Genomic DNA, 14156 nt, shown 5'->3' with positions numbered 1-14156 from the left:
TATAAATTGTTGGGAGGTGTAAATATGACAATATTTTTCTCAGTAGTAGTACTTATATCAAGTTTATCATTAATAGTTTCAGTAGTAATGCAGGAAGGCAGTGAAAGCGGTTTAGGTGCCATAGGTGGGGGATCAGAACCATTATTCGGTAAGTCAAGAGGAACAAGCCGTGAAGACATGCTTAAAAGAATAACAGTAATATCAGCTGTTATCTTTATAATATCTACTTTAGTTTTAGCAGCTAAATAATAAAGGAGGAATAAAAGATGAATTTGGCATTAATTTCTGCGCCAGTAGTAGGTATATTGGCGCTGTTATTTGCTTTTTATAAAGCAAACAGTATCAATCAGGTTAGTCCAGGGAACGATAGGATGAAGGAAATTGCAGCTTATATCGCAGACGGAGCCATGGCTTTCCTAAGAAGACAATACAGGTCTTTAGCAATCTTTATAGTAGCACTTTTTATTATTTTATCATTTGCACCAGGACTTGGTTTAAGTACTGCAATTTGTTTCTTATTTGGAGCATTATTCTCTATTGCAGCAGGATACTTCGGTATGAAAGTGGCTACTAAAGCCAATGTAAGAACTGCAAATGCAGCGAAAGAATCAGGTATGACAAAAGCGTTAAACGTTGCATTTTCAGGTGGAGCAGTAATGGGAATGTGCGTTGTAGGATTAGGGCTTTTAGGAGTAGGTCTATTCTATATAATATACGGAGACGCAAATATTATAACTGGATTTGGACTTGGAGCTTCATCTATAGCATTATTTGCAAGAGTTGGTGGAGGTATTTATACTAAGGCAGCAGACGTAGGAGCAGATTTAGTAGGTAAAGTAGAAGCAGGTATTCCAGAAGATGACCCAAGAAACCCAGCAGTTATAGCAGATAACGTTGGAGATAACGTTGGAGACGTAGCGGGTATGGGTGCAGACTTATTTGAATCCTATGTAGGAGCTATTATATCAGCAATTACTTTAGGAATAGTTGCATATGGAGAAAGTGGAGTTTACTTTGCTCTTGCACTTTCAGCAGTAGGAATCATAGCATCAATTATAGGTGTTTATTTTGTTAGAGGAGATAAAGATCCTCAAAAAGCATTAAATAATGGTACATTAGCTAGTTCAGTAATTACTGTAGTAGTTGGTTTCTTTTTAAGCAATTATATGTTATCATCAATTAAACCATTTATTGCAATATTATCTGGACTTGCAGTAGGTCTTATTATAGCTAAAATAACAGAATACTATACATCTGGAGATTATAAACCAGTACAAAGAATTGCGAAAGAATCAGAAACTGGAGCATCAACAAATATTATAGGTGGATTATCAGTAGGTATGATGTCAACAGCTATGCCAATAGTAGTAATTGCTATAGGTATATTAGTAGCTTATTATGTATCAGGTGGATCAAGCGAACCTGCACATGGACTATATGGAATTGCTTTAGCAGCAGTAGGTATGTTATCAACAGCAGGTATGACTATAGCAGTAGATGCTTATGGTCCAATAGCTGATAACGCTGGTGGAATCGCAGAAATGTGTGAGTTACCAAAAGAAGTAAGACAAATTACAGATAAACTTGACTCAGTAGGAAATACTACAGCGGCAGTAGGAAAAGGATTTGCAATAGGCTCAGCGGCTCTTACAGCTCTTGCATTATTTGCTTCCTATACACAAGCAGTAGGTTTAACAAGTATAGACATGACTAAACCAACAGTTATAGCAGGTGCATTTATAGGAGGTATGTTGCCATTCCTATTCTCAGCTATGACAATGGATGCAGTAGGTAAAGCAGCATTCTCAATGATTGAAGAAGTAAGAAGACAGTTTAGAGAAATACCTGGTATTATGGAAGGAAAAGCAACTCCTGAGTATGGTACTTGTGTAGACATCAGTACAAAGGCTGCACTAAGAGAAATGATAATTCCAGGATTATTGGCAGTAATAGTACCTGTAGTTATAGGTCTTGTACTAGGTGCAGAAGCATTAGGTGGATTATTGGCAGGAGCATTAGTTACAGGAGTACTAATGGCTATATTTATGTCAAATGCTGGTGGTGCATGGGATAATGCTAAGAAGTATATAGAAGAGGGAAATCATGGTGGAAAAGGTAGTGAAGCCCATAAAGCGGCAGTTACTGGAGACACTGTAGGAGACCCTTTTAAAGATACTTCAGGACCGTCATTAAATATCCTAATTAAACTTATGACAATTGTAGCATTAGTATTTGCAGGATTATTTGGAAGCGGAATATTTTAATTAAAATCTCTAACATAGTTGCACCCCAAATGTTATATGGTAGACATTTGGGGTGTATTTTTATAGTATAAAAATCTATTTCTATATGATATAATTATGTAGTTGAGGACATAATTATATATAAAAGAGTATAGAAAGGTAGTAATGAAAATGAAAGTAGAAGATACAAAATTAAATTACATAGTAGAAGGAAAAGGAAAAGATATACTTATACTTCATGGTTGGGGAGCAAATATAAATACTGTACTTCCCATAGTAAATATACTTAAGAATAAATTTAGAGTACACGCTTTAGACTTGCCAGGCTTTGGAGAAAGTACTGAACCATCTGAGCCAATAGACTCTTTTAAATATGCAGAAATAGTTAAAACTTACATTGATAATATGGAAATTGAGAAGGTTACTTTAATAGGTCATTCTTTTGGAGGGAAATTATCTATTATACTGGGAGCCAAGTATCCAGAACTAGTGGAAAAAATAGTTTTAGTAAATAGTGCAGGATTAATACCAAAGAGGGGACCTAAATATTATTTTAAAGTATATAGCTTTAAGACTTTGAGATTTCTATATAAAACCCTTTTTTTCTGGATGAAAAATGAAGAAAAAATGGAAAGATTTTATAAAAAATTTGGATCTACTGATTATAAGGATTCATCAGGAATCATGAGAAAAATATTGGTTATAGTAGTAAATGAAAATCTATTGCCATTATTAAATAAAATAAAAGCTCCCACATTACTTATATGGGGAGATAAAGATACAGCAACTCCGCTATATATGGGGAAAATAATGGAAAGAGAAATAAAAGACTCAGGTTTAGTAGTATTAGAAGGTACAGGTCATTACTCATATTTAGATGATTATCAAAGATTTACAGTTATATTGAGGAACTTTCTACAGTATGATGCAATATAGTATATAGTAAAGAGCTTAAAATAGCGAATAGTTAAGAAAGAATAACTATTCACAATATAGTGGGGTGTTTTTATGTTAATTATATTTATTGTTATAGGTATTATTGCTATAGTTTTAATAGGAAACAGATCAAAATATTTATTACATATGATGCAGCTTGAGGGGTATAATTCAGAGCAATTTGAAAAATGGATAAATAACAATAAGAAAAAGGCATTTTCTTGGAAAAACAACACTGGTGATACCAAAAAACCATTAGTATTTACAAATAGGGCTAAGAGGCTATATACAGCTAATTTAGTGGCAAATAGTATATTTATCTTGTATTTTATATTTAAAGTCAGTATATTACGTGAGCTTTCTAATTTATTTATTGCTCTAAATTCAATTATATTAGTAATTCTAATTGGGATACTTTATTACCTACAACCTTTAATGTTCTTGGCAGTAAATAAAATAATCAGTCCCATGGAAAGAAAAATCAATATGAAATTTTACGAAGAAGCTCAAGAAAGGATAAAAAATAGAAAAGATTTAAATATAGTAGGAATTACAGGAAGCTTTGGAAAAACCAGTACAAAGTTTATACTGGGGACTATATTAGGTGAAAAATTCAAGGTATTAAATACTCCAGAATCATATAATACTCCTATGGGTTTATCAAAGGTAATAAACAATGATTTAACAGAAGAACATGAAGTATTTATTGCAGAGTTAGGAGCAAGAAATATAGGAGATATAAAAGAAGTCTCTGAATTGGTTCAGCCTAAAATAGGTGTTCTTACTTCTATTGGACCCACCCATATGGAAACTTTCAAAAATATTGATAATATAATGAAGACAAAGTATGAGCTAATAGAAGAATTACCACCAGATGGTGTAGCAATATTTAACTATGATAATGAACATATTAAAAAACTAGCAGATAAGACTTTCAAAGAAAAGATACTTTATGGATTTGAAAATATAGAACAATTAGACTTATATGCTGAAGATATAGAAGTGTCAGAACTGGGTTCTACTTTTACTGTCAAGGATAAAGATGGTAACTCTATAAGATGCACTACTAAGTTATTAGGCAAACATAATATATATAATGTTTTAGCAGGAGTGGCAGTGGGAAAGGTTTTAGGTTTATCTTTTGAGGAAATTAAAGAAGGAATAAGAAAAATAGAACCAATACCTCATAGATTAAATATAATGAATCCAGGGACAGGAATCATAATTATAGATGATGCCTTTAACTCTAATCCCATAGGAGCTAAGGCTGCTTTAGAAGTATTATCTCAGTTTAAAGAAGGCAGAAAAATAATAGTGACTCCAGGAATGGTAGAACTAGGTGCTATGGAAAAGGCTGCTAATAAAGAGTTTGGTATAAATATAGGAAAAGTTTGTGATTATGTAATATTAGTAGGACAAAGTAGAACAAAGCCAATATTCGAAGGATTAATGGAAGTAAACTATAGTAAGGATAATATATTTATTGTAAATACATTAGATGAGGCAACAGGATATATTCAAAAGATAGCAAGACCAAAGGACATTGTCTTATTTGAAAATGATTTGCCAGATAACTATAGTGAATAATATATAAGGAGGTCCTCTATGTGAAGAAAATCGGTGTATTTTTTGGGGGTAGAAGTGCAGAACATGAAGTATCTGTAATTACAGGTATGCAAATAATAGAAAATATAGATAAAACCAAATATGAAGTAGTGCCTATATATGTAAGTAAAGAAGGAAAATGGCTAACTGGTAGTAGTTTATTAGATTTTAAGAATTATAAAGATGGAAAATTTAAGGATACAAAGGAAATAATACTATCTCCTAACTATGAAGATAACAATGTATATGCCCATCCTGAAATAGTAGGTTTATTTGGTAAAAAAATAATAGATAAAATAGATATAGCCCTTCCTGCATTTCATGGAATGAATGGTGAGGATGGTACTGTACAGGGTATATTTGAACTTATGGATATTCCGTATGTAGGCTGTGGGGTATTGGGTTCAAGTGTGGGAATGGATAAGGTCTTAATGAAAGATGTCTATAAAGCAAATAACTTACCTATAGTTGATTATACTTGGTTTTATAGATCAAAATGGTTAAAAGATAAAGAGCTGGTTATAAACCAAGTTGAAAAAAAATTATCTTATCCTATGTTTGTTAAACCTGCTAATTTAGGCTCAAGTATAGGAATTACCAAAGCTAAAGATAGAGATGGACTTATATTAGCCATAGAAATAGCAATTAAATATGATAGAAAGATAATCATAGAAAAAGCAGTAGAAAATTTAAGAGAAATAAACTGTGCTGTAATGGGATTTGATGAAGAGGTTATAACTTCTTTATGTGAAGAACCTATTGGTTGGGAAGAAATTTTAACTTTTGAAGATAAATATGTAAAAAGCAATGAAAAAGGTGGAAAAGTCAGTGGAGAAAGAAGAATAATACCTGCTGATATTGATGAAGAAATTAGAGTAGAAATAGAAGAATTGGCTAAAAAGGCATTTATAACTATAGATGGCAGAGGAGTCTCAAGAATTGATTTCTTATTAGACCAAAATAATAAAGTGTTTATAAATGAAATAAATACTTTACCAGGCTCCATTGCATTTTACTTATGGGAAGGAAAGAATTATTCTTTCACTAAATTAATAGATGAATTAATAAATATTGCAATTAAGGTTCATAAAGAGAAGAAAGATAATATATACTCTTATGAAGCAAATTTATTAAATAGAACTAGTTTTGGTTCTAAAATTAAGTAGGGTGAGCAAAGCTCACCCTTAATCTTTAATTATATAATATAAAGTGGATTATTATTGGAAAAAGGGTAAATACTAAAAGTAAAGAAAAATATAGAATACTCCAAAGGGAGGAATAGAAATGAGCATTAGAGAAATAATTATTGAATTTATGGAAGAAAAAAAATATAGTCCCATGTTAAAAGAAGAACTAGCAGTTCATTTTGATATAGGACGTAGAGAATTAGAAGACTTTTATAATATATTGCAAGGCTTAGAAAAAGAAGGAATAATTATAAAAGCGAAAAATGAAAGATATGGATTAATAGATAATGACTATTTAGTAGCTGGTATTTTAGAAGGACATGAAAGAGGATTTGGATTTGTTGTATCTAAGGATAAAATAAGGCAAGATATATTTATTCCCGCTGAAAATATGAATGGAGCTATGCACGGAGATAGAGTAATTGCTAATCTTACAAAGAGACAAGAGGGACAACGTAGAGAAGAAGGAGAAATAATTAGGATTCTTGAAAGAGGAAACAAAACTATTGTAGGAACTTTTGAGGATAATAGAAACTTTGGATTTGTTGTACCTGATGATCGTAAAATTGGATATGATATATATATTCCAAAGGCTAAGACTATGAAGGCTAAAACTAGTCAAAAAGTAGTTATAGAAATAACACAGTGGCCAGAACCAAGGAGAAATCCAGAGGGTAAAGTAATAGAAGTCCTTGGATACTTAGATGAAAAAGGTACAGATATTTTGTCTATTATCAGACATTTTAACTTACCAGAGGAGTTTCCCAACAGAGTACAAGAAATTGCAGAAAGAATTCCTCAAGAAGTAGAAAAAGATGAGGCAGCAAGAAGAGTAGATTTGAGACATTTAAATACCTTTACCATAGATGGAATAGATGCAAAGGATATAGATGACGCTGTATCAATTGAGAAAAAAGATAATGGAAATTATTATCTTGGAGTCCATATTGCAGATGTTGCTCACTATGTTAAGGAAAGGGCAGTTTTAGACAAGGAAGCATTTCAAAGAGGTAATTCAGTATATTTAATAGATAGAGTAATTCCAATGCTGCCAAAGGAACTTTCCAATGGAATATGCTCCTTAAATCCTAATGTAGATAGATTAACTTTATCTGTAATGATGGAAATAGATAAAAAAGGTAAAGTAGTTGACCACGAAATAGTTGAAGGACTAATCAATAGCAAACAAAGACTAGTATATGATGATGTTTCTGACTTCTTAGAAAATGATGATGAGGAAGCTAAGAAAAAATTGGTTAATGTAGCAGATGATCTGAAACTAATGGAAGAACTATGTCATATTCTATATGAAAAAAGAGAGAGAAGAGGAAGTATAGACTTTGAATTTCCAGAAACTAAGATTATCTTAGATGAAAAAGGAGTACCAGTGGAAATAAAAAAAGAAGATAGAAGAATAGCCAACAGATTAATAGAAGAGTTTATGCTAGTATGTAATGAAACTGTGGCAGAAAGATTTTTTTGGTCTCAAACTCCATTTTTATATAGGACACACGAAGAGCCTTCACCTGAAAAGATAGCATCCTTTAGTAAATTAATACACAATTTCGGATACACTCTAAAGGGGCAAAATGAAATTCATCCTAAGGAGCTTCAGTTACTAACGAGAGAAGTAAAAGGAAAAAAAGAGGAAACCTTGATAAATACCCTTATGTTAAGATCTCTTAAAAAAGCAGTATATAGCAGTGAACCAGGAATTCATTTTGGTCTTGCAGCACAGTATTATTCTCACTTTACAGCACCAATTAGAAGATATCCAGACCTTGTAATTCACAGAATAATAAAATCATATTTACATGGAAAACTAAATCATCAAGTCCAGCAAAAACTTGAAGTAACTTTACCTGAAATAGCAGAACATACTTCAATGACAGAGAGACGAGCAGAAGAGGCTGAAAGAGAAGTTGAAGATATGAAAAAAGCTCAATATATGACAAGACATATTGGGGAAGAGTTTGAAGGAATAGTATCATCTTTAACTAGCTTTGGAATGTTTGTACAACTAGAGAATACAATTGAAGGTCTAGTGCATTTTAATAATATGTTAGATGATTATTATCATTTTGATGAAGAAAAATATTATATAATTGGTGAAAGAACTAATAGAATCTATAGATTAGGAGATATAATTAAAATAAGAGTCATAGATGCTAATGTAATGACTAGAAATATCGACTTTGAATTGATATAGAACATTGACATCACCATGGATATTTGTTAAACTTAATTACAAGAAATTATAATGTGGTGATAATATGAAGAAAAAGGGAACCAATGTAGTTGCAACTAATCGAAAAGCAAGATATGAATATTTTATAGAAGAGACTATAGAAACAGGATTAGTGCTGACAGGAACAGAGGTTAAATCCATAAGACAAGGAAAATTAAATATAAAAGATAGTTACGCATCTATAGAACAAGGAGAAGTATTTATAAACAATCTCCATATAAGTCCTTATGAACAAGGAAATATATATAATGTTGATCCCCTTAGGAAAAGAAAACTATTACTTCACAGAAGAGAGATAAGGAAACTAATGGTTGCCATAACACAAAAAGGCTATACATTAGTTCCCTTATCCGTGTATATAAAAGATGGTCTAGTAAAAGTAGAGTTGGCAACTGCCAAGGGTAAGAAACTTTATGATAAAAGAGATGATATAGCTAAGAAAGATGCTGAAAGAAGAATGCAGCAGCATAGTTCTGAGAAATACCAATAACAGTTGACATAATACTATTAATTTGTTACAATAGTTAAGCAAAATTAAATATGGGGGCGAATTTGGTTTCGACGGGGATGTGGAATCAGGAGTAGCGAGTCGTTGTCGCCAAGCAACGTTAAAAGTGGCAAAATAAATTAAACGCAAACGATAATTACGCATTTGCAGCTTAATTAAGCTGCTCGTTCTACCTAAGTAACCCACGGCTAAGGATAGAACGTCAATCTAGTGGGGCACCGCACTTAGGAAAGCTTTGACCTAAGGACGGAATCTATGAAGCTACTGAAACTTGAACCTTGTCAGTAAGGGTCAAGTAGAGGGAATGTTAAATTACTGACTGCACTCGGAGAAGCTCTTGTGGAAGTGTTTTCGGACGTGGGTTCGATTCAAGTAGGAGTCGCCCTATGGGGTAATCCATAGGTGAAAACTTGGCTTTATCGGTGAAGGCTTTAAAATGCTAATACCGAGGGGTATGTGGAGAAATCCAACAGCCCTGTATCGACTTATAGGCTGCTAAGTCTTATGATATGCAGTACTAGGATGGAAGAGAAAAACTATAATAATTTCCATAATACGCCAAGGAACTTTGAGAAAAGTTTAAGATATAGTCAGTGCCTTTAGGAAACTATTGGATAACATGTCCCACCGCCTCCACCATACATAATTACAAAACCCTTGATTAAGTAACTTAATCAAGGGTTTTATAATTCCATGAAATCTAAATAAAATTATTCTTTTGCTATTTTTTGTTCATTATTATATCTACCATTTCTCAAAGTAACTTCTTTGTACTTAGAAATAATATGTCTTGCCCTAGCTTTTTTCTTCTCTATTACTAAATAAGGTTCGATATTTTGTAAGAGTTGTATAGCTTCGTCATATATTATTGTATATGTATAGGAATTCTTATGTCTTTCTTTATTATAATTTTTTTTAGTAGTAATTTTACCAGACTTTATAGTATTTTTAATCCATTCTAATAGCTCTAGGTCAGTAGAAGAAATTGAAATACATGGAGAATGATATTGATTTTTATGAAATCTAGTAAGCACAATACTACCTTCTCCATCTATTATACCAGCTATATAAGCTTTCTCAGTATTTGTCGTTTTAATTATATAATAAATGGGCATAATAGCAAATATTCTATTTTATTTTAATATATAATATTATTATGAATCCATTTTATGGTAGTTAAATAGGGTTTATGATATAATTTAATTTATATTGATATTCAAGTGAGGTGGCTGATAGTGAATGATAAGCAAATAACTAAAGTTCAGATAAAGGGATATAAGTCCATTAAAGAATGTAATTTAGGTCTTGATATGTTAAATGTGTTTATTGGTTGCAATGGTGCCGGTAAATCAAATTTTATTTCTTTATTTAAAATGTTACAGCATATTATTGATAATAAATTAGAGTACTATGTTACTAGTCAAGGTGGAGTTGATTCTATCCTACACTTTGGTAGTAAAACAACAGAACAATTATTTGTAGATTTTAAATTTGGAGATAATGGATATGGATTTATTTTAGTGCCTACAAAAGATAATAAACTAATGTTTGAAGAAGAATGGTTTTATTGGGAAATATCTGGTAAGAAATATTTAGGTAGTGGTTACCTTGAATCAAGATGGAAAAAAGGCACGGATACAGGCATAGACAATTATGTAATGCCTATTTTAAAAGAACAAAAATGGAGGGTCTATCATTTCCATGATACTAGTGATACAGCACTTATAAAGCGGGAGCACGGTATAAATGATAATATCAGCTTTGCTACAGATGCACGTAATTTAGCTGCTTTTTTATATATGCTAAAAGAAACAGAAAGTCAACATTATGAAAAAATTGTTAAGACAATTAGATTGGTAGCACCGTTTTTTGATGATTTCATTCTTCGACCAAATCCATTAAAAGGAGATAGGATTCAGCTTGAATGGAAAGGAATAGATAATGATATACCATTTACAGCTTCGCAGCTATCAGATGGTACTTTGCGTTTTATTTGCCTTGCTACTTTATTGCTTCAGCCACCTAGGTTAATGTCAGAAACAATACTAATTGATGAGCCAGAACTCGGGTTACATCCATATGCAATTACTATACTTGCATCCCTTATAAAATCTGCATCAAAGAAGAAACAAATAATTATTTCAACCCAATCTGTAGAATTATTAAATCAATTTGATGTTGAAGATATTGTAGTAGTTAATAGAGAAGAAAATAACTCTACATTTAATCGGCTAAATGAAAAAGAATTAGAAATATGGCTTGAAAATGAATATACATTAGGTGAATTATGGAATAAGAATCTTTTGGGGGGGAGACCTGCCAAATGATAAGATTATTTATTTTATGCGAAGGGCAAACAGAAGAACGGTTTGTAAATGAATTACTTTCTGGATATTTATCTAGCAAAGGAATAATAGTAATACCTATAATTTTAGCTACTAAAAGAACTCCAACAAAGAAATATAAAGGTGGTATATCTAGTTATAATAAAATTAAAAGTGAAGTTGAGATATTATGTAAAAGTGATAAAGCTGCATTTGTAACTACAATGTTAGATTATTATGCACTACCATTAGATGTTCCTGGACGTAAAGAACCAATTGGAAAAGATATATATGAAAAAGTATGCTATGTTGAAGGGCAAATGTATGAAGATATAGCTCTTGAGAATTTTATGCCTAATATAATATTACATGAATTTGAAGGACTATTATTTTCAAATCCTGAATGTTTTTCATATTGTGATTCTGATACAAGAAGAATTGAAGAGATTGTTAAGATAAGGGAAGAAAATGAAACTCCTGAACATATAAATGATGGAGTAAGTACAGCCCCATCAAAAAGAGTAGTAAAAATATTTGATAATTATGATAAGATTATTGATGGAATCAATATAGCAATTAATATTGGAATAGATTGTATTCTAAAGGAATGTCATCATTTTGGGAAATGGATAGACAAGCTATGTAAATTGGTTAATGAGGATTGAAAATGAGCATGATTTTAAGTAAAAGAATTATACGAGTTTATTATGGTTTGTATACAGACTAGAATATTGTGTTATTAAAAAAAGCATACTATGATTACTACTAAAAAATCTTTCATTGACTTTTCGTAATGTATAATATAAAATCAACAATAATTAATAAAATTAGAAATTCTAGGAAGAGGAAAGTAATCATTTGAGTTTCTAACAGCGAACAAGAACAGAGTGAGAGTCTTGTAAGAAAGCTTATGGTGAAGAGAGCCTCGGAGAAGATGTCTGAGCAATTGCGAGGATAATACGTTAACTGCGTTAAAGTATTTAAGTGGACTTATGTCAATTTGAGTGGTACCGCGGATTTAAACCCGTCTCAGTTTATGAGGCGGTTTTTTTATTTATGTATATTTTGATGTTATAGTAATAATCCAATTTACTGAAACATCTAATATAGTTAAATTTAAGGAGGGAAGCCATGGAAAAATTAATTAAAATATTAAGTAGGATAGTTGAAGATGCTTTTGAGCAATGTGGATATGAAAGAAATTTTGGTAATGTTACTATATCCAATCGTCCTGATTTATGTCAATTTCAATGTAATGGAGCTCTACCTGCATCTAAGAAGTATAAGAAGTCACCTATACAAATTGCTAATGAGATATTAGAAATATTGAAAAATACTAATGTTTTTAAAGATGTTTTTTCTGCGGGACCTGGTTTTATAAACATAAATATAAAGGATAACTTCTTAGCCGATTACCTAAATGATATGAGTAAAGATAAGAAATATGGTTGTTCTAAGCCAGCAAAACCTATGACAATCATAGTAGATTATGGCGGAGCAAATGTTGCAAAACCCCTTCATGTTGGTCACCTTAGAGCTGCAATTATTGGTGAAGCAATAAAGAGAATTTCTAGATTTCTAGGGCATAATGTCATAGGTGATGTTCATTTAGGTGATTGGGGTTTGCAAATAGGAATGGTAATATCTGAGATTAGAAGGCGTATGCCCGAGCTACCTTATTTTGTTGAGAGTTATAAAGGTGAATATCCTGAGGAGGCTCCTTTTACAATAGATGAACTTGAAGAAATATATCCAGCAGCAAGCTCCTTAGCGAAAAGCAATATTGAAGCAATGGAAGAAGCTAGAAAGGCTACTTTCGAATTGCAAAGTGGGAGAAAAGGATATATAGCACTTTGGAAACATATTTTAAATGTTTCTGTAGAGGATTTGAAGAGAAATTATAGCGCTTTAAATGTAGAGTTCGATCTCTGGATGGGTGAAAGTGATAGTCAGAAATATATTAATGAAATGGTAAATTATCTAGAAGAAAACAACTATACCCATAAAAGTGAAGGGGCATTGGTTATAGATGTTGCTAAGGAAACTGATACTTATACCATTCCACCGATAATAATATTAAAATCAGATGGAGCTATACTATATAGTACTACTGACCTTGCTACTATTTGGCAAAGAGTAAAGGATTATAATCCGGATCAGATAATATATGTTGTTGATAAAAGACAGGGACTACATTTTGAACAAGTTTTTAGATGTGCCAAAAAAACAAGAATTGTAAATGAAAATCTATCCTTTGATTTTATTGGCTTTGGAACAATGAATGGTAAAGATGGGAGACCTTTTAAAACTAGAGAAGGCGGTGTTATGAGGCTACAAGATTTGATTAGAATAATTCAAGATAATGTAGTGAGTAAACTTGATGACAATAAGGGTTTTAGTGAATCTGAAATATATGATATAGCAAGAAAAGTCGGACTGTCTGCATTAAAATATGGTGATTTATCTAATCAGGTTACTAAAGACTATATATTTGACATGGAAAAATTCTCATATTTTGAAGGAAATACAGGACCATATATTTTATATACCACTGTAAGAATTAAATCTATTTTGAGAAAAGCTAGTGAGGAAAAGATGAATAATATAGATGTAATATGTGAACCCTATAGCCAGAGTGAAAGAGATTTAATGCTAAAGCTTTCAAAATTTAATGAGGTGATAGAGTTTAGTTTCTTGGAAAAGGCGCCAAACAAATTATGTGAATATATTTATGATCTATCTAATCTATTCAACAAATTTTATCATGAAAATAAAATTATAAGTGAGGAAAATATTGAGAAGAAAAACTCTTGGTTAAGTCTTATTACCTTAACAAAGAATATTTTAGAAACTTCTCTAGATTTACTTGGAATTGAAGTGCCTGATAGAATGTAAATAACAAAGTCAGAATTGAATAAAGATTTATAGATAATGAACAGGCTAAAAAGTATAGTAAAATATCAAGCAGGGAAGTCCAAGCTGGCTTCCCTGTTAAAGTATTTAGCTAGATTAATATCTTCTGGCAATTTTATAAAGTTAGATTTCGATAATCCATTTAAACGTATTCTTTATTAAGAATAGTATGAAGTTTATAACGAAGTTTTA

At 31.4% G+C, this 14156-nt stretch carries 11 protein-coding genes, 1 other RNA gene and 1 other annotated feature; of the genes, 11 read left to right on the top strand and 1 reads right to left on the bottom strand.

The window, feature by feature from the left end; all coding sequences use genetic code 11:
• Window positions 1–24: 24 nt before the first annotated feature.
• From secG to ssrA, 8 genes are all read left to right on the top strand, one after another.
• Window positions 25–249 (top strand): preprotein translocase subunit SecG, encoded by a 225-nt coding sequence (secG, locus tag FYJ83_RS04435; RefSeq protein WP_154439136.1) that lies wholly within the window; start codon window positions 25–27, stop codon window positions 247–249.
• A gap of 17 nt (window positions 250–266) precedes the next feature.
• Window positions 267–2264 carry a sodium-translocating pyrophosphatase gene (locus tag FYJ83_RS04430; RefSeq protein ID WP_154439135.1) on the top strand — a complete coding sequence of 666 codons (1998 nt, stop codon included), beginning with the start codon at window positions 267–269 and terminating at the stop codon, window positions 2262–2264.
• A gap of 150 nt (window positions 2265–2414) precedes the next feature.
• Window positions 2415–3179, top strand: coding sequence for an alpha/beta fold hydrolase (locus tag FYJ83_RS04425; RefSeq protein ID WP_326828299.1), 765 nt, complete (start codon window positions 2415–2417; stop codon window positions 3177–3179).
• Between the two features lie 72 nt (window positions 3180–3251).
• Window positions 3252–4766 carry a UDP-N-acetylmuramoyl-tripeptide--D-alanyl-D-alanine ligase gene (locus tag FYJ83_RS04420; protein WP_154439133.1) on the top strand — a complete coding sequence of 505 codons (1515 nt, stop codon included), beginning with the start codon at window positions 3252–3254 and terminating at the stop codon, window positions 4764–4766.
• 20 nt (window positions 4767–4786) lie between these two features.
• Complete coding sequence (locus tag FYJ83_RS04415; RefSeq protein WP_326828298.1) at window positions 4787–5950, top strand: D-alanine--D-alanine ligase family protein; 1164 nt, start codon at window positions 4787–4789, stop codon at window positions 5948–5950.
• Between the two features lie 118 nt (window positions 5951–6068).
• On the top strand, window positions 6069–8180 hold the full coding sequence (gene rnr / locus FYJ83_RS04410; RefSeq protein ID WP_154439132.1) for a ribonuclease R: 2112 nt from the start codon (window positions 6069–6071) through the stop codon (window positions 8178–8180).
• A 64-nt stretch (window positions 8181–8244) separates the two neighbouring features.
• A complete protein-coding gene (gene smpB, locus FYJ83_RS04405; protein ID WP_154439131.1) occupies window positions 8245–8709 on the top strand; it encodes an SsrA-binding protein SmpB in 465 nt (154 codons plus the stop codon).
• 61 nt (window positions 8710–8770) lie between these two features.
• Window positions 8771–9098, top strand: a transfer-messenger RNA (tmRNA) gene (gene ssrA / locus FYJ83_RS04400).
• A gap of 339 nt (window positions 9099–9437) precedes the next feature.
• On the opposite strand, the gene FYJ83_RS04395 is transcribed toward ssrA, so the two are convergent.
• On the bottom strand, window positions 9438–9842 hold the full coding sequence (locus FYJ83_RS04395) for an LAGLIDADG family homing endonuclease (RefSeq protein ID WP_154439130.1): 405 nt from the start codon (window positions 9840–9842) through the stop codon (window positions 9438–9440).
• 120 nt (window positions 9843–9962) lie between these two features.
• Here FYJ83_RS04395 and FYJ83_RS04390 point away from each other — a divergent pair, with 120 nt between their 5' ends.
• From FYJ83_RS04390 to argS, 3 genes are all read left to right on the top strand, one after another.
• On the top strand, window positions 9963–11054 hold the full coding sequence (locus FYJ83_RS04390; protein ID WP_216585004.1) for an AAA family ATPase: 1092 nt from the start codon (window positions 9963–9965) through the stop codon (window positions 11052–11054).
• Window positions 11051–11716, top strand: coding sequence for a DUF4276 family protein (locus tag FYJ83_RS04385; RefSeq protein WP_154439129.1), 666 nt, complete (start codon window positions 11051–11053; stop codon window positions 11714–11716). The genes FYJ83_RS04390 and FYJ83_RS04385 overlap by 4 nt, the downstream gene beginning before the upstream one ends.
• Window positions 11717–11880: 164 nt before the next feature.
• Window positions 11881–12086 (top strand) — a binding site (T-box leader).
• A gap of 96 nt (window positions 12087–12182) precedes the next feature.
• Window positions 12183–13946: an arginine--tRNA ligase gene (gene argS / locus FYJ83_RS04380; protein ID WP_154439128.1), complete on the top strand. Its 1764-nt coding sequence runs from the start codon at window positions 12183–12185 to the stop codon at window positions 13944–13946.
• Window positions 13947–14156: the final 210 nt, after the last annotated feature.

The organism is Tissierella pigra (assembly GCF_009695605.1).
In the GTDB taxonomy this organism is placed as follows: domain Bacteria; phylum Bacillota; class Clostridia; order Tissierellales; family Tissierellaceae; genus Tissierella; species Tissierella pigra.
Note: the sequence above shows the minus strand (reverse complement) of the source record. Positions and strands in the feature narration are given on the sequence as shown.